The organism is Wolbachia endosymbiont of Drosophila bicornuta, assembly GCF_028982105.1.
Classification (GTDB): Bacteria; Pseudomonadota; Alphaproteobacteria; order Rickettsiales; family Anaplasmataceae; genus Wolbachia; species Wolbachia pipientis.
Genome location: NZ_JAPQLF010000124.1, coordinates 1 through 16,565 on the forward strand (window position 1 = coordinate 1; position 16,565 = coordinate 16,565).

Sequence of the window (16,565 nt, forward strand, 5' to 3'; positions counted from 1 at the left end):
TATTATGTGCACCAAAATTACAACTTTATCGCTATAAATATTGTTGCCACCTGGTATTTTTGGACCATTCTCGTACCACTTTTCTATGGCTTCGTTGATATAATGAAAAATATTTCCTCTTTTTTCTAGAAATTTGTTATATTCGCTATGGTTACTGACCCTCATTTTTTGTGGCATATTTTTTCTTTCAAGGTTAAATGGCTATTTTATAATGAATTTTGTCAGTAGCCACCAGATTTTTTCAGTTGCTATGCAACAAAGCCATCCCAGTGTCACGCACTGGGATGACATCACTTTTGCTTCAATATTCGCACATTAGCGGAGGTAAGCCCATTGCGAAAATCAGTATGTTAAGGCATGATTTTTAATAACCTCAACATCGCTAAATTCAAAAGTTTGGTTGCCTCTAATTTGAAATTTCTCATTTCCCTTTCCTGCAACTAGCAGAATCATACCCTCGTTATAGGCAATATCTACGCCTTTCTCTATAGCTTCTCTCCTACCTCCTATCTCCAGTGCATCAGGGCAATGTAGCAAAATATCGTGGCGAATTTTTGCCGGATCTTCATCACGCGAATTATCATCTGTAATTATTACTTTATCTGCATACATTTGTGCTATTTTGCCCATTTCTGAACGTTTCGTCTGATCGCGATTTCCACCGCATCCAAAAACTAGAATTATTTTTTTGTTGAGATGCCATTTTAAAGACAATAGGGCTTGTTTAAGCGCACTTGGAGTATGAGCGTAATCCACGAATGCAAAAGGTTTCACTTTTTCCATTCTTCCTGGTGGAGAAACGAGTTTTTCTACGCATATTTCTCTGTAATTTAATCCAGATATACCAATTGCACATAGCAGATTATATGCTTGAAATTTTCCTAAAACTGGGAAAAATGTATTGTAAATTTGGTTATCAATTTTTACTGTAAGATGTTGACCATTAGGGGTTGATGTTTGCTCTAATAAAGTAATATCAGAGCCTTTTTTTCCATAAGTCACAACTTTATTACTGCGTTTTTCAGCTATTTTAAGCAATGCGCCGTATTCATCTATATCCGCATTTAAAATCGCTGTTTTTCCTTCTGGTAATACTTCGTAAAATAACCTTTTTTTAGTTTCTAAATATCCACCAAGACTTTTATGGTAATCTAAATGATCTTGCGAGAAATTAGTAAAAGCTGCAGCACTCAACTTTAATCCATGGATTCTATATTGATCAATCCCATGACTTGATGCTTCTAACACTAAGTGCTCTACGTTTTTATTATCTATATCACGTAATGCTGCGTAAAGGTCATCTGCACCTGGAGTGGTAAGACTGTTGCTATTACCTTTTCTACCATTATTGATGCATGTTCCAAGTGTTCCAATAGACGCAGCATTATAGCCAGCGTTTTGCCAGATCTGGCGGCAAAATTCTACTACTGAAGTCTTGCCATTTGTGCCTGTTACAGCAGCAACATATTTTGGCTGTTTGAATTGATAAAACCTGCTGACTATTTCGCTGTATATTTCTTGAGGTTTTGGGTGGAAGATACAGATTCCAGCATCACGCGTTGGAATGATACCAAGGCTTGAAGCTTCTGTTATGCAATCACTTGCAATTATCGCTTTAGCTCCACAAGATAATATCTGATCTATGTAAATCCTATCCCTTCCTGACACACAAACAAAAAGATAACCTTCCTTGATTTTCTTGGGATTACATGTGACGCCTTTGATTTCAATATCAAAGTTAACATCAATAATGTTATGCAGTAATTCTCTCAGTTTCATGTCCTACTTCATCGTTTTGAAAGTCTAAACATGGTAACCTTTTTAGTGCGTCATTAAGGTCAAAGATCAAATCTTCAGGATCTTCCAGTCCACAAAATATCCGTATAAAACTTCCACCATAATCTGAATTCATTACAGATCTTGGCATAGATCTACGATCTATTGGTAATATCAAACTGTCGCACCCTCCCCAAGAAGCACCGATACCAAAAATTTTCATGTGATCAACCATGCAGCTTAGTTCTTCACATGAATATTCTCTACCCAATACTATACTGAATACGCCGCTTGCTCCTTTAAAGTAACTTTTCCATAATTCGTGTTGAAGATGGGAGGGAAGTGCTGGGTACAAAACTTTTTTGATTTTTAAATGTTTTTCTAGCCACTTTGCCACTTCCATTGCTGTATTTTGGTGCCTTTTTATACGTGTGTGCAGTGTTCTTAGTCCCCTATGTGCAAGGTAGCAGTCGTGCGATTGAATGGTTACCCCATAATTTTTATGGCTCTCATAAAGCAATTTAAAAGTTTCACCTTCAGCAACCATAGCTCCCATCACTAAATCTGAGTGACCGGCTAGATACTTTGTTACCGCATATAGTGCAACATCAATTCCATAATCAAGCGGCTTAAATAACAAAGGAGTGGCCCATGAATTGTCGCAAACGGTTACGATTCCACGTTCTTTAGCAACTTTTACTATATGCTCTATATTCGAAATCTCAAACGTTACAGAACCAGGAGTCTCGATCATTATCAATGAAGTATTACTCTGAATTAAATCAGTTATATCCTGTGTTGGATCATAAAAAGTTACTTTTATTCCCCTGTTTGGTAACTCATTTTCGGCAAATCTCTTGAGTCGGTAATAACTGTTATCCTGAATTAAAACATGAGAACCTGCTTTAGTGAAAGTCAAAATAGCAAAAGTAAGTGCAAATAGTCCGGAAGGAAAAATAAGCGCTTGTCCACTCCCTTCAATTTCAGCCAGTGCATTTGAAAAATAATGAACAGTGGGAGTACCAACATTACTATAGCTGTAATCTCTTGCAACATCATCGTTGATTACATCGTATATACTTTCTCCATTTGCTGCATTTAAGTAGTCCTTGTAAGTAGTGAATAATATGGTAGAAGAATGATAAACTGGCGGGTTCATAGAACCTTTATAGTCATTAAATTTTCTTCCTGCTTTAACTAATATAGACTCTTCCTTCACATTTTTATTATTTATTTTTTAAATTGTACTCATCTTGCGTATACAAGTGAAGAGAAATTGCATGTATTAGCTCTATCTCACCCTTCAATAACTCATAAATCAACTTGTGTCTTTTTAGAACGCTCATTCCAATAAAGCAGTCAGACATTAATATTAATTTAATGTGCGAAGGTAATGTTGAAGATGAAGCAAAATAATGATCAGCATGCTTTGCTGATTCATCGATAATGTTGATATCAATTACATCTATCGAATCGCGTATCTTTTCTTCTATTGTTTTAATAATATCCATAATGGTTTCTTTAAGCGACAATATGCTCCTCTTGTCATCCCAGTATCAGCTACTTGGATGACAATCGCAACTACTTATTCTCTTCTTTATTATCTATGTCTTGATAATCAGAATCTACTACTTTTTCCTCTTTATCATTTGGATTTCCTTCTGATGAAAAGCCATTTTCAGCACTATTTTGTTGAGATGGTTGATACATAGCTTCTGCAAGTTTCATAGATAATTGAGAAAGATTAGTGACTTTCTGCTGTATTGAATCAGCGTCATCAATGTTATCAGATTTACTAACTTCTTTTAATTCGTTAACTGCATTTTCAATAGCAGATCTATCTTCTGGTGAAACTTTATCACCATACTCTGTCAGAGACTTTTCTGTAGAATGGACTAAGCTATCCGCTTGATTCTTCACTTCAATAAACTTTTTGCGCTTTTCATCTTCTTGCGCTTTTTCTTCAGCTTCTTTTACCATGCGATTTATTTCATCATCAGATAAACCACCTGAAGATTGAATGCGTATTTTTTGCTCTTTTCCAGTAGCTTTATCTTTTGCAGAAACGTGTGCTATTCCATTTGCATCTATATCAAATGTCACTTCAATTTGTGCCCTTCCGCGCGGAGCAGGAGGTATCCCTTCCAAACTAAACTGACCGAGTAGCTTATTATCAACTGCCAGTTTTCTTTCACCCTGATGCACCTTAATTGTAACAGCTGTTTGGTTATCTTCTGCAGTTGAAAACACCTGAGATTTTTTAGTAGGAATTGTAGTATTACGCTCAATAAGTGGAGTGAATACTCCTCCTAGAGTTTCAATACCAAGAGAAAGTGGGGTCACATCAAGTAGTAACACATCTCTTACATCACCTTGAATGATCCCAGCCTGTATTGCAGCTCCAATTGCTACAACTTCATCAGGGTTAACTCCTCTATGTGGATCTTTGCCAAAGAATTCTTTAACTTTCTCTATGACTTTTGGCATACGAGTCATGCCACCAACAAGAACCACTTCGCCAATTTGACTAGCAGATAAAACAGCATCCTCAAGAGCTTTTTTACAAGGAGCAATAGTTCTTTCGATTAAATCATTCACTAAGCTTTCAAGTTTTGCTCTCGTTAATTTCATATTTAAGTGTTTTGGACCACTTGCATCAGCTGTAATAAACGGTAGATTTATTTCCGTTTCCATTGCACTTGATAATTCAATTTTCGCTTTTTCAGCAGCTTCTTTGATTCTTTGCATAGCCATTGGATCATTTTTCAAATCAATGCCATTACTTTTCTTGAATTCATCTAGTAAATAACTCACTACTCCATTATCAAAGTCTTCACCTCCAAGATGGGTATCACCGTTTGTTGCTTTCACTTCGAAAACTCCATCACCTATTTCAAGTATTGAAACGTCAAATGTACCACCACCAAGGTCATATACTACTATTGTGTGCCCATGTTTCTTATCAAGACCATAAGCAAGTGCTGCAGCAGTCGGTTCATTTACTATTCTGAGTACATTTAATCCGGCAATTTTTCCTGCATCTTTTGTTGCTTGACGTTGAGAGTCGTTGAAGTATGCTGGCACTGTTATCACAGCATCTTTTACTTCCTCTCCAAGATAAGCTTCTGCTGCCTCTTTCATGTTTTGTAGTATAAATGCACCAATTTGACTAGGAGAATATTCTTTATTATCAGTTGTTTTAACCCATGCATCACCACTTTTTGCTGCAAATACTTTGTATGGTACACTTAGATTTTTCATCTCAGGATCACTATATTGACGGCCTATTAATCTCTTAGTAGCAAAAAAGGTATTACTTGCATTGGTGGTTGCTTGCCTTTTTGCTGGAGCACCAATCAACCTTTCTCCTGAAGAAGTCAATGCAACTATAGATGGAGTAGTTCTTGCCCCTTCTTTATTTTCTATTACCTTTGTATCCTTGCCCTGCATTATTGCAACACAAGAATTTGTTGTTCCGAGATCTATGCCTATTGCTCTTCCCATAATGAGTACCCCATTGTAAATATTATCTGATATAAGAATATATAAGTATAGGGCTCATTAATTACAAGCCCAATTTAGGTTTCTAATTAGTTATTAGAACTTAAAAGGCGCGAAAGCCACTTAGTCAGCCAAAAATTGCCTCGTAGTTTATTTGAATTATCAGCTTCTTCATTGCTGCTATCCCCAATTTGGTATCCAGAGTTCTGTAATGGCTTATAACCGTTTAAATTAACATCATCTCCTTGTTTTAAAACAAATGTATTTACATCTAAACTGTTATCAATACTAACGTTCAATGTAATATTAAACTCTTTTTCGATTCTAGAAACTGTATTGCGTTTGTTATTAAAAATGTGCGCTATAACTGCACTGTGTGCTACTAAATCAAAAGACTTATTTCGATTCTTGTTAGCAATATGTTGTAAATCCCTTAGTATTGATGAAACAATTACTTCGTTTGATTTTACTCTTCCAGTACCTTTGCAGTGTAAACACTCTGTAGTATTAATTTCTTGTATGTTTGGTTTAATTCTTTGTCTTGAAAATACCATTAAACCAAAGTCATTTATGTAGCTAAATTGAACTTTAGCTTTATCATCTTTAAACGCTTGCTTTATAGCAGACTCAACAGCTCTGCAATACTGATATTTCAACATATCAATAAAATCGACTACTATTAATCCTGATAGGCCCCTAAGATTCACCTGTCTTGATATTTCAGGTACTGCTTCCATGTTGGTTCTATAAGCTGTTTCTTCTATGCTATCTTCTCCTGTCATCTTTCCTGAATTTACGTCTATTGAAACAAACGCCTCAGTTAAAGTTATTATCAAAGACCCACCAGATGGCAATTCTACTCTATTGCTATATAACTCAGAAATTTGATCTTCGATTCCGTAGTAAGTAAAGATCGGAGCATAACCTCTATACAATCTATAGCGCAACTTACTACCTTTTAGTGCACTGTTAGCATATTGCCTAACTGCCTCAAAAGCTTCCTTTCCGGACACTATAACTTCTATACCATCGCTACAAAAATCACGAACAGATCTCATAATTACATCTGCTTCATTGTAAATTAATGATGGAACGTTTACAGAGAAGGCATTTTTTTGAATGCTCTGCCATAATGAGGATAAGTAATTGTAATCCTGCTCAATTTCTTTCTTATTTTTTCCTGAACCAACAGTTCTTACTATTAAACCTGATCTTTTTGGCAAGTTTATTGAACTCAGTATCTCCTTTAACTGCTTTCTGACATTAGCATCTTCAATTCTGCGAGACACTCCACCTTTACTCATGGAATTTGGCATGAAAACACAGTATCTACCCACTAAAGTTATGTATGTTGTAAATGAAGCTCCTTTATTGCCTCGTTCCTCTTTAGTTAGCTGGACCAATACTTTTTGATTTACTGAAATAACATCTTGTAATTTGTATTTTTTATATAAAGGTACCTCTCTTACAAAACCACTACCTGATCCGTTGACATTCTTACTAGCTGCAGAATCTGAAGAAACATTTGCTGAGGCTTCTTCTATACAATCGTCATTTGAGTAGCCCTCAAAGATAGTTTCCTTTTCTTTTTCTGGAATGTTGAAGTAATCTAGAGATATCTCGGAAAAAGACAAAAAACCTTGCTTATTTTTCCCATATTCAATAAATACGGCTTGCAAAGAAGGCTCTATACGCTTTATATAAGCAACGTATATATTACCTCTTAATTGTTTTTTTTCCTTGAATTCTTGTTCAAATTCTACAACCTTGTTACTAATTGACAAGGCAACTCTTACCTCATTAGAACAGATAGGATTTTCTATCAACAATACCCTTTTACCACTACTTGTCACTTATTTACCGTTTGCTTTTTATTCTGAAGTTAACTTTATGCTACTTAATGCACTGTTGATTGTCAAGGATTTTGCAATCTGCATTATTCGATTGACTTTTAGTATTTTACGTAATAAACTCGCATAGAATTTATTATATCACTATAAGTATGGCGAAAAAAAATGCTTCTTTGCTCGTTAAGTTAGTCAGCACTGCAATCAAGATAACAAAAACTGGTGAAGAAAAATCAACTGGCTATTTTTATGTAAAAAAGCGTAATCCAAAAAAGCTCACCAAAAAACTGGAGTTTAGGAAGTATGACCCAGTAGTCAGAAGGCATGTGTTATTTAAAGAAGAAAAACTAAAGTAATTTTTTTATAAGGAATTTTATTATTATGCAAAATTTACAATTAAGTTATCCTATAATAGTAGAGTTGGGGGATGTGAAAGATACAAAACTGAAATTAATGAAGGTCATTGCACAATTAATAAGTAAGAAGTACACAACACAGAAAAAAGCAGCAAACGCTCTAAAGGTTGATCAACCTAAAGTATCTCAAATCAATAGGTCAAAAATCGAAGGGTTCTCCTTAGAATACTTGCTTAACTTATTGATTGTATTGGGCCAAGACATAAACGTAAGAATAAAGCATAATTCTAAACCTGCATAACATGGTATCCGTTCAGCGGAGTGGCAAAATAAGGTAGACAGGATAAATCAACCCCGGTGTCAAGCACTGGGATGACAAGGTATAAACCTTATCGTCATGCCGCCGCGAACCGTCATACCGCGATTCATTCGCGGTATCTCTAGATCCCGCTAACAAGTAGCGGGATGACGGTTATCAGGCCAGCACCCCTACGATGTCATCCCAGTCTGGGATCCAGGAATTTTATTAAGTTAGTAAGCATAAAAGTAGCCGTTTTATGTTAAAATACAACGTTTTGATGATTATGAAAAAGCTGGATTCCAGACTGGAATGACACCATTTGTTGTAAACTCACTTCTTCTTGATTTGTAGAACAATAAAACAGTAAGCTAAAAGGGAACTTATTACTTAACAAAACAAGACTTAAAATTTTGTGCAATGCTATTGATTATAGCTAGATATGCATCTTTTCCAGGCTCTATGTCTGATCCAATAGGATCAAGAACTACCATTTTTGCGTCATTAGAAAGGGCGTTAGGCTTTATGCTATCTTCCTGTGAATGAGCAAATATACATTTAACGTTTTCTTCCTTCATTATCTTTTTTAGCTTCATTAAACTCTTCATACCTATATAAGAATCCTCTTCTATGGAAAGAATAGCGCTTGGATGATTTAGACCGAAATATTTTTCAAAATATTGATAAGCATCATGAGTAACGATGTATTTTTGATTTTTAAAATCATTCAGTTCTTTCATGATTTCTTTTACTTCTTGGTCTATTTTTTTTATAGCTTTTGTTGCATTAGAACTGTATCGATGGGAATTTCCTTTATCTATGTCAGACAATGTTGCACTTATAGAAAGTATCATGCTCTTTGCATTTTCTGGACTCAGCCACATGTGTAAATCTTTTTCATCTTGAATGTGAGTGATTTTTCTAGAAAATGAATGTGGCCGAGTAGGAAGTAGGTTGATTGCCTTTGACAATTGCACTAGTTCTTTATTATTTTTGGCGAAAGTTTGAACAAACGTCTCTAAGTTATCGTCAACATAAAATATAACGTCACTTGATTCTAAATTACTCGCATCAGATGGCTTTAATATATGATTATGTGCAGATGTTGCATAGCCAAGCAATTCCGGTTCTAAAATCCCTTCTGTAACAGAAGCTACAAGTGAGTGGATAGGTTTGATTGTAGCTACAACTTTTAAATTGGATGAAAAGGCAATATTATAGTATAGTGTAAGTGAAAGTAATAGAAAAAAAGCCAGTAAATGTCTCATATAAACGTTGAGAAGAAGTTAAATTTTGTCAATAAATTGAATAATGTCAATAATCGTGTTCTAAAAATAGAAAATCTTGCTCTCGCATATGATGGTAAAAGAATCCTTGACAATATCAATATGTTCATGGAAAGAGGAGACATAATTACAATACTTGGTCCAAATGGTGGAGGTAAAACCTCTTTAGTGAAAGCAATTGCTGGTATAAATAAAAATTATACTGGAAATATTGTGTTAGCTGAGAACACAAAAATTAGCTACATGCCGCAAAATTTTAGTATTAGTAATTTGATGCCAATAACAGTTGAATATTTTCTTTTAAATAGCTCCTTGAAAAGACTAAAGAAAAATCAATCCATTATTACAGAAACGATAGAGTTGGCTGGTATCGGTAACATTTTGAAAAATCAAGTATTAGAAATTTCTGCAGGGCAAACACAATTATTACTGCTTGCACGTTGTTTAATTGCAGAGCCTGACTTGATCATTCTAGATGAGCCAGTTAGTGCAATGGATATTAACGCACGGGCTAAATTTTATGATATTATAAATAAAATAGCAAAAAAACGATTGGTATCGATTCTTATGACTTCTCATGATCTTAACTCTGCTCTACCATCCTCAGATTACATAATTTGTATAAATAATACTATCTATTGCCAAGGCAAGCCTGATGAGATTACGAAAAATAGAACCCTAAATGAAATATTTAGCAGTTACGCAGCGAAATGATTCAAAATATTTTGCGTCTTCTGCACATAACTACGGTGCTGACGCGTTACAATATATTACCTTATTTACTTCCACCATCAAAAAAATCAATAAATAAAATACAAGGCCACAAGCTAAAGTGTGCTCTTGAAAAATTAGGTCCGGTGTTCATTAAGTTTGGGCAGTCTATCTCATCACGTACTGATGTTTTAAATGAAGATATAACAAATAACTTGTTATTGATATGTGATAGATTGCCATCGTTTTCACATAAAATAGCAGTTAAAACTATAGAAAGTGAGTTTAATTGTAAATTGAGCGACATTTTTTCAAGCTTTTCTGAAAAGCCAATTGCAGCAGCATCGATTTCTCAGGTGCATAGAGCGGTTACAACTGAGGGTAAGGAAGTTGCTGTGAAGGTTTTAAGGCCAAATATTGAGAAAACATTCTCAAGGGATATAAAAATGCTTTCTTGGCTCGCAGAAATTGCAGAAAAATTTAGCGAACAATCAAAAAGGCTGAGGCCAATTGAATTAGTTAAAACTTTTGCTGAAATTTGCCGATTAGAGTTAGATCTACGTTTTGAAGCTGCTCACTCTTCGGAACTAAAGGAAAACACAAAAAATGACAGAGGTTTTTACGTACCTGAAGTAGATTGGAATAGAACTTCGAAAAAGGTTTTAACATTAGAATGGATAGAAGCAACCCCAATATACGAAGTTGAAAAACTGAATAATCATAAGCAAATAGCTATCAATCTTATAGAATCGTTTTGTAATCAGGTATACAGGGATTGTTTTTTTCATGCTGATATGCATCATGGAAATCTAATGGTTGATAGTAATAACAATATTATTGCTCTGGATTGTGGAATCATGGGTAGAATAGATCGTGAGACATGCTATTACGTTATAGAGATACTCAAAGGCTTTTTAAATCGGGATTATGATCACGTTGCAAAAATGCACTTTAAAGCTGGTTACGTTTCATCACAGCATAGAAATTTTGTCACAGCTTGCAGGGCAATAGGTGAACCCATTATTGGGCAGCCTATACAGAAGATTTCATTTGCTAGTTTACTTGCTCAGCTATTAAAAATAACTGGTGATTTTGATATGAAAGTTCAAACACAATTGTTATTGCTGCAGAAAACTATGATTTTACTGGAAGGGACATGTAGAAAGATCTACCCAGAAATCAATATGTGGAAAGTAGTTGAAGCGTGGATAAGCAGTCAACATGAAAATAAAATAGGGTATAGGGAAAAAATTAGAAGTTCTTATCCCATAAAAACAATCCAAGGAATATTTAGCCTTATAGAAAAATTGAACCTAATAGCTGATAAAAAATTAGAAAACATCCAAATTAAAAATAAATCAAATGGAAAAGTCTATTTTTTGCTGTGGTTTGTAATTATAATTCTAATCGTTAAACTTTTAATTTCTTAAACTATGGGAAAAAACTGCGTCAAATCCAATTTTTATTCAACTTAATTTTTAATCTGCAGGAGCCGAGTTGAGAATGTCCAATTTTCCACTTTCTTTATGTATAGCTCTTTTTACAATAATCCGAACAGATCATAATATGCTACTGCTCTACCATAGCCATAAGCACATATCTTATCCTATTCGGACTATTGCGAGAAGTGCTATAATTTTGAAGAGCAGGCAGATTGTGTTACAAGTACTTTGCCTTCAAGCTTAACTCATAGTATGGGTTGTAAAGTGCTTAGTGATTTATCAAATTATATAGCTAAAATTAATGGTGATTTTGCTCTTCACTTAGTAACAAGTAATCATGTTGTAGCCATTTACAGAATGAGTGATAATTACGCGTATTTTGATAGCAATACAGCATTTGTTTCTGAACTAAAAAGCGTTGATCAGCTTATACAAGTTGTGGAAAAAGGAATGGGGTTTGCCAGCTATGAAATAGGAGAAAAAGGCTTTCTCCTTGAACACTTTGATATTAATCAAGCTAATGATCTATTAGATGATGAAGATAAGCAAACCCTAACAAGAGAAATTAAAACAGAACGAGAACTTCTTGCGGAACAGGATAAAGAGCTTGGTCTTATTAAAATTGATGGTCAAGAAGTATCCAGAGTGCAATTATATGACTTTGGGACTAAAATTAATGTAAAAGGTAGCGTGCCATTGCTCATTAATGCTGATATGAAGTTAAATAGCGAAAAATTTCTGGATTATTTAGATAAAAAAGAAGTAAGCATAACAGCTAGAGAATACCTTGATAACTTGCAAAATAGCAAAAATGTGAAAGAGGTAGTACAAGCAACCAAAGCAATTCCTTTTGAAGGTTCAAATCGAGAAGTTAAGGAAGCAGAACACCAACGTAGCCAAGAACTTAAGTTTGCTATGAAGCAATTAATAAAATATCTTTTGACTGCTGTCATTAGTCAGAAAAGCCAACTGTCAGAGGATAATAGCAAAGCAGATGATAATCCTAATCATTATTTGAGTAGTGTAACAATAAGTAGTCAACCGAAGGAGTCACAAAGATATTAATCTGTTTATCTCTGAAGTTGTGAAATTTTATCTACAGAAAGATGGCGTCTTGTAATTCAACAAGAAGATTATAAAAATTGAATCTTAAGTTGTGTTGTGAAATAAAAAATATTTTCTATTCGCGACCTGTGTAGAGGTGTACAAATTATAGTAAGTGTGTATGTTGATAAGTAAACTGGTTTTATACATACTTAGAAATTTACTTATCAATATATATATTACATTCAATAAATTTATATAAAATACTATTTTACATAAGATCGGATGGTAGAATTTTTTGATTTTAAATTACTAAAACCTTCACTCAGTCTCCTAGTCCTGTAATTTTTAATGTGGTCAGGATTAAAAGCAATCTTGAATCTAAGAACATGTCTGCAAAGGAAGTAGAAAGAAATCAAGAAATAATCTTAGCCAGAAAAAGTGGTAGAGAAGTTAAGAATATTTTTCACAAAAAGGACGATACCAATAAAAAGGATTTCATTCTATTGGGGATAAAAACTGTTATGAATTTTCCTGTTATTTCCGAGTTAGATAATATTAATTTAGCAATATTTTATTAAGATCTTAAGCAATATAACCATGTTTAGCAACCCAAAACAGGTAAGTGTGTTATCTAAGTGGAGAAAGTCACCTCTCCCCACTCGACTTCAAAACCTTACTATTACCCATAAATCTATAAATGATGAAAAGCTGCTATTTTACTAATTTAACTTTCTACTATAAATAGATCTATGGTCTAAAAATGGAATATATTATGAAAGGAAATATAAGTACCTCAACTGGTGAATGGGCAGAAAGTGAATTGGGAATTGTTGATTTTGGTGATATAAGATTAAGTAGGAGGCTTTTAAAAATAGTTAATAGTCTTGCTGAATCGCCTGAACGTTCAATAAATCAAGCTTGTGAAGATTGGCATCAAAGTAAAGCAGCTTATAGATTTTTCCAAAATGATGCCGTTTCTGAAAGAAAGATATTATACAGTCATATAATTAAAACTGTTGAAAGAGATAAAGAATATTCAACTATTTTAGCTATCCAAGATACGAGTTATATTTCATATAAAAATCATAAAAAGACTAAAGGATTAGGGATTATAGCAGCAAGGTTAAAATCTGAAACAACTAATTTTAAAACCAATGGATTAGTGACGCATACAACATTTGCAGTTACAACAGCAGGACTATAGCCTTTCTTATAATAGTCCGAATGCGATAAGATATGTGTTTATGGCTATAGCAGGCCAGTAGCATATTACGGTCTGTTCGGATTATTGTAAAAAGAGCTATAATAGTGACGTTGTTTGTTATAAAAAATTTCTATATATTCAAATATAGCAGTTTTGATATGCTGTTTAGAGTGCCGAGAGGTGTCTATTGGTAACTCCCTTTTTAGAGAACTGAAGAAGCTTTCCACAACAGAATTGTTGTAACAACAACCTTTATAACCTATGTTTTTTATGGATAAGAGATATTGATAACCTTGCGAAGTATAGCTCTTTTTACAATAATCCGAACAGATCATAATATGCTACTGCTCTACCATAGCCATAAGCACATATCTTATCCTATTCGGACTATTGCGAGAAGTGCTATAAAATCCGACCGGGACAGCCGCAATAAAGTAGATAAGCCTAAACGCCATCATGTCTTTAGGAGAGTTTGCTAATGAAAGTTCTTAAGTTGACGCCATTGGCTAAACGGATACGGAATGACACCATCCTTTTTTCTGGATTCCAGACTGGAATGACACCTCTGGACACTTCCGTTGTAAAGGAACCAGTGTCAGCTACTCGGATGACACCTTTTTTCTACTTAGTTTGGGTTATGCAAGAAGTCTAATGAAGTGAAAATAAATTTATTTACCAAAATAGAGTTGCCTTGGTCTACAGATCTTAGTTTCTTTATCATTTATCATTTCATACCACTGAGTAACCCAACCAGTGGTTCTTGCAAGTGCAAAAATAGGCGTGAACATATTTGAGGGGATATCAATAGCATTCATTATTATACCTGAGTAAAAATCAACATTTGGATATAACTTACGCACGATAAAATATTCATCCTTTAAAGCTATTTCTTCAAGTTTTTTTGCAATTTTAAGCAGTTCATTATTTTGTTCTAGTTTACTTAGAACCTCATGGCAAGCGCCTTTCAATATACGCGCGCGCGGATCATAATTTTTATAAACACGATGTCCAAATCCCATCAATTTAAATGGATCTTTATCATCTTTAGCTTTTTCGATGAATTTATCTATATCTCCACTCTGCTCTATCTCTTTTAGCATATTTATAACTGCCTCATTAGCTCCACCATGTGCTGGTCCCCAAAGTGTAGCAACTCCTGCAGAGAGGCTTGCAAACAGATTAGAACCAGCCGATCCCACCAATCTGACAGCCGCCGTAGAAGCATTCTGTTCATGATCAGCATGGAGAGTAAATATTTTATCCAGAGCTTTTGCAAAAAGGGCGCTTTTATCATTATCAACAGCATCGCCAAATATCATCTTTAAGAAATTTTCACTGTAACTTAATTCATTGTTAGCATTTATGAATTCCTGATTGTTGATATGCCTATAAATCATTGCAATAATTGTGGAAACTTGCGCTATTGCAGAAATTCCAAAATCTAGGTCTTCACCATTGACATTGTTGCCATGCTTTTCATGATAAGATGCTGACAAACTTGCAAAACATGCAACTAAGATTGACATAGGGTGAGCAGTTTTTGGAAATGCTTTAATTACATTTGTAACTTGCTCTGATACTTTGGATGATTCTTGTATTTTGAGAAGAAATTTTTTGTGTTGCTCTGAACTGGGTAATTCACCATAGAGCAATAAATAAATCACAGCAGTAAAATTATTATTCTCTGCCAAATCAGCTATATTATGTCCCCTATATTTAAGAACTCCTTCATCTCCATCAATGAATGTAATTGTAGAAGAGCATGAAGCTGTAGAAACAAACCCTGGATCGTAAGTGAATAATCCTGTCATCTTATATAAATCCTTGATATTTAACACATCAGGACCTGTTGTTCCGCTTAATACAGGCAGCTCGATTTTTAATCCATTACTTAGTTCTAATAGCACTTTTTTATCCATCACTTAAGCTACTTAAATTTTATACAGAATACACAAACTGAGGAGTATATATTAATACAGTTAACTTTACATTAACCGTATTAAGCGGTCATCAATGCTTTTACTTTTGCATTTAAGCGACTTATTTTACGCGCAGCAGTATTCCTATGAATAACACCTTTATTCACACACTTGTGTAAATTAGATTCAGCATTCCGAAATGCCAGAACAACATTTTCTTTGTCGCCAGACTTGATTATATCAACCAATTTTCTAATAGAGGTGCGAGTTTTACTTTTCCGCATCTTATTTATTAAAGTGCGCTTTGCTATTACCTTTATCATTTTTTTAGCACTCTTATGATTTGCCATATATTAATACCTAAAATACTGTACTTTTCTTTCAATTATAAAGTTTTTTTGTTAATTTGCAATATCAGTTTTTCCTATGGTTAATCTACTGCTTCTCTCTTCAATAATTTTTTCTAAACTTTGCAAGAATTCATTTTTGTTTAACCCAGGATATATTGGGGGCAATATTTCTATTACTGCCTTTCCGGGATTCTTTCTCAGAGAAAGTATGCTTTTTGGCCAAAACAAACCAGTGTTTAAAGCAACCGGTAACACAGGAACAGATAATACGCTATATAAAGCAGCAATACCTGGTTGATATTTTATATTTTGGTTTATAGTTGTTCTTGTACCTTCAGGAAATATTATTATGCTCCTATTTTCTTTTATACGCATTTTTGCTAGTTTGATTATATGGCGTATAGAACTGATACCATCTGAACGGTTAATAAAAATCATTTTCAGCGCTATAAGATGCAAACCAATGAATGGAATCCATTTCAATTCACGTTTTAAAATAAAAACCGCTTTTCTAAATAGTAGTATAAAAATAAATGTTTCAAATGGAGATTGGTGTTTAGATGCAATGACAAAAGGTTGCTTAGTGATGTTTTCCATTCCCCTCACTTCATATTTAATGCCACATAATAAACGCAGCATGAATAATACAACTCTCACCGAACAGACGAGGAAAATGGTTATTACACACTCAGAAAAGAAAATTACAGGGAGAGTAATGAAAGTATAGAATACCTCCCATAATATAAGAAAGAAATTAAACAATAAACTTGAAATCACAAACTCACATAAATTTATTTAAATTTAACTTTATTACAAATTAAAAACAAT

Annotated in this window: 17 protein-coding genes and 3 pseudogenes; 9 read left to right on the plus strand and 11 right to left on the minus strand. The window is 34.0% G+C overall.

What is annotated here, in order from left to right; translation table 11 throughout:
* Positions 1-177, minus strand: a pseudogene (locus OZD68_RS06795) (IS5 family transposase); the annotation flags it as partial.
* 41 nt (positions 178-218) lie between these two features.
* Here OZD68_RS06795 and OZD68_RS04665 point away from each other — a divergent pair.
* The gene (locus OZD68_RS04665) at positions 219-368 is read left to right on the plus strand and encodes a hypothetical protein (protein WP_182309636.1); all 150 of its coding nucleotides are present in this window, start codon (positions 219-221) and stop codon (positions 366-368) included.
* Here the strand turns inward: OZD68_RS04665 and OZD68_RS04670 are convergent.
* The 5 genes from OZD68_RS04670 to OZD68_RS04690 form a co-directional block, all read right to left on the minus strand.
* Positions 343-1,779, minus strand: a complete 1,437-nt coding sequence (locus tag OZD68_RS04670) for a Mur ligase family protein (RefSeq protein WP_182309637.1) — start codon at positions 1,777-1,779, stop codon at positions 343-345. The genes OZD68_RS04665 and OZD68_RS04670 overlap by 26 nt on opposite strands.
* On the minus strand, positions 1,754-2,995 hold the full coding sequence (gene metC / locus OZD68_RS04675) for a cystathionine beta-lyase (RefSeq protein WP_182309638.1): 1,242 nt from the start codon (positions 2,993-2,995) through the stop codon (positions 1,754-1,756). The genes OZD68_RS04670 and metC overlap by 26 nt, the downstream gene beginning before the upstream one ends.
* 7 nt (positions 2,996-3,002) lie before the next feature.
* A complete protein-coding gene (locus tag OZD68_RS04680) occupies positions 3,003-3,287 on the minus strand; it encodes a BolA family protein (protein ID WP_182309639.1) in 285 nt (94 codons plus the stop codon).
* 70 nt (positions 3,288-3,357) lie between these two features.
* Positions 3,358-5,280, minus strand: coding sequence for a molecular chaperone DnaK (gene dnaK / locus OZD68_RS04685; RefSeq protein WP_182309640.1), 1,923 nt, complete (start codon positions 5,278-5,280; stop codon positions 3,358-3,360).
* Positions 5,281-5,366: 86 nt separating this feature from the next.
* On the minus strand, positions 5,367-7,130 hold the full coding sequence (locus OZD68_RS04690) for an Rne/Rng family ribonuclease (RefSeq protein WP_182309641.1): 1,764 nt from the start codon (positions 7,128-7,130) through the stop codon (positions 5,367-5,369).
* Positions 7,131-7,279: 149 nt separating this feature from the next.
* Between OZD68_RS04690 and rpmG the strand changes: the two genes are divergently transcribed.
* Both rpmG and OZD68_RS04700 read left to right on the plus strand, forming a co-directional pair.
* On the plus strand, positions 7,280-7,480 hold the full coding sequence (rpmG, locus tag OZD68_RS04695; RefSeq protein ID WP_010082633.1) for a 50S ribosomal protein L33: 201 nt from the start codon (positions 7,280-7,282) through the stop codon (positions 7,478-7,480).
* A 25-nt stretch (positions 7,481-7,505) separates the two neighbouring features.
* A complete protein-coding gene (locus tag OZD68_RS04700) occupies positions 7,506-7,781 on the plus strand; it encodes a helix-turn-helix domain-containing protein (protein ID WP_182309642.1) in 276 nt (91 codons plus the stop codon).
* Between the two features lie 383 nt (positions 7,782-8,164).
* On the opposite strand, the gene OZD68_RS04705 is transcribed toward OZD68_RS04700, so the two are convergent.
* Positions 8,165-9,046, minus strand: a complete 882-nt coding sequence (locus OZD68_RS04705; RefSeq protein ID WP_182309643.1) for a zinc ABC transporter substrate-binding protein — start codon at positions 9,044-9,046, stop codon at positions 8,165-8,167.
* Between OZD68_RS04705 and OZD68_RS04710 the strand changes: the two genes are divergently transcribed.
* From OZD68_RS04710 to OZD68_RS04730, 5 genes and pseudogenes are all read left to right on the plus strand, one after another.
* Positions 9,038-9,778 carry a metal ABC transporter ATP-binding protein gene (locus tag OZD68_RS04710; protein WP_182309644.1) on the plus strand — a complete coding sequence of 247 codons (741 nt, stop codon included), beginning with the start codon at positions 9,038-9,040 and terminating at the stop codon, positions 9,776-9,778. The genes OZD68_RS04705 and OZD68_RS04710 overlap by 9 nt on opposite strands.
* Complete coding sequence (ubiB, locus tag OZD68_RS04715; RefSeq protein ID WP_182309645.1) at positions 9,775-11,205, plus strand: 2-polyprenylphenol 6-hydroxylase; 1,431 nt, start codon at positions 9,775-9,777, stop codon at positions 11,203-11,205. The genes OZD68_RS04710 and ubiB overlap by 4 nt, the downstream gene beginning before the upstream one ends.
* 264 nt (positions 11,206-11,469) lie before the next feature.
* Entirely contained in the window at positions 11,470-12,282 is an 813-nt protein-coding gene (locus OZD68_RS04720) for a hypothetical protein (RefSeq protein ID WP_182309646.1), read from the plus strand.
* 332 nt (positions 12,283-12,614) lie between these two features.
* Positions 12,615-12,842 (plus strand): hypothetical protein, encoded by a 228-nt coding sequence (locus OZD68_RS04725; protein ID WP_182309647.1) that lies wholly within the window; start codon positions 12,615-12,617, stop codon positions 12,840-12,842.
* A 191-nt stretch (positions 12,843-13,033) separates the two neighbouring features.
* Positions 13,034-13,465: pseudogene (locus OZD68_RS04730) on the plus strand (IS4/Tn5 family transposase DNA-binding protein); the annotation flags it as partial.
* Positions 13,466-13,533: 68 nt separating this feature from the next.
* Here the strand turns inward: OZD68_RS04730 and OZD68_RS04735 are convergent.
* A pseudogene (locus OZD68_RS04735) lies at positions 13,534-13,773 on the minus strand (IS3 family transposase); the annotation flags it as partial.
* A gap of 33 nt (positions 13,774-13,806) precedes the next feature.
* Between OZD68_RS04735 and OZD68_RS04740 the strand changes: the two are divergent.
* Positions 13,807-13,947, plus strand: coding sequence for a hypothetical protein (locus tag OZD68_RS04740; protein ID WP_182309649.1), 141 nt, complete (start codon positions 13,807-13,809; stop codon positions 13,945-13,947).
* A 189-nt stretch (positions 13,948-14,136) separates the two neighbouring features.
* Here OZD68_RS04740 and OZD68_RS04745 read toward each other — a convergent pair whose 3' ends face one another.
* From OZD68_RS04745 to OZD68_RS04755, 3 genes are all read right to left on the minus strand, one after another.
* Complete coding sequence (locus OZD68_RS04745) at positions 14,137-15,387, minus strand: citrate synthase (RefSeq protein ID WP_015589409.1); 1,251 nt, start codon at positions 15,385-15,387, stop codon at positions 14,137-14,139.
* 80 nt (positions 15,388-15,467) lie between these two features.
* Positions 15,468-15,737, minus strand: a complete 270-nt coding sequence (gene rpsT / locus OZD68_RS04750) for a 30S ribosomal protein S20 (RefSeq protein ID WP_012673338.1) — start codon at positions 15,735-15,737, stop codon at positions 15,468-15,470.
* A gap of 51 nt (positions 15,738-15,788) precedes the next feature.
* Positions 15,789-16,514, minus strand: a complete 726-nt coding sequence (locus OZD68_RS04755) for a lysophospholipid acyltransferase family protein (protein ID WP_182309650.1) — start codon at positions 16,512-16,514, stop codon at positions 15,789-15,791.
* Positions 16,515-16,565 lie beyond the last annotated feature (51 nt).